Raw genomic sequence first — 217 nt, forward strand, 5'->3', positions numbered from 1 at the left:
TTGGAGATGAGAAGATTACGGAGATTGCAGCTCTACTATTCATCTTTGAATGGTTGAGATGACAATAAATAACCCTATTAATACAATTTTATAAGTCATAGCTGTGCTGTGGAGCCGCTGACAGGCGAAGTCTTCCGAATGCCGCATGAGACAGAATTATGGGATACCTATGTTCTGTTTTATCGGCACAGGATTTTTCTTCACCGTCATGCGGCTC

The sequence above is a fragment of the Clostridium sp. AF27-2AA genome (genome assembly GCF_003478505.1).
GTDB lineage: Bacteria > Bacillota > Clostridia > Lachnospirales > Lachnospiraceae > Brotaphodocola.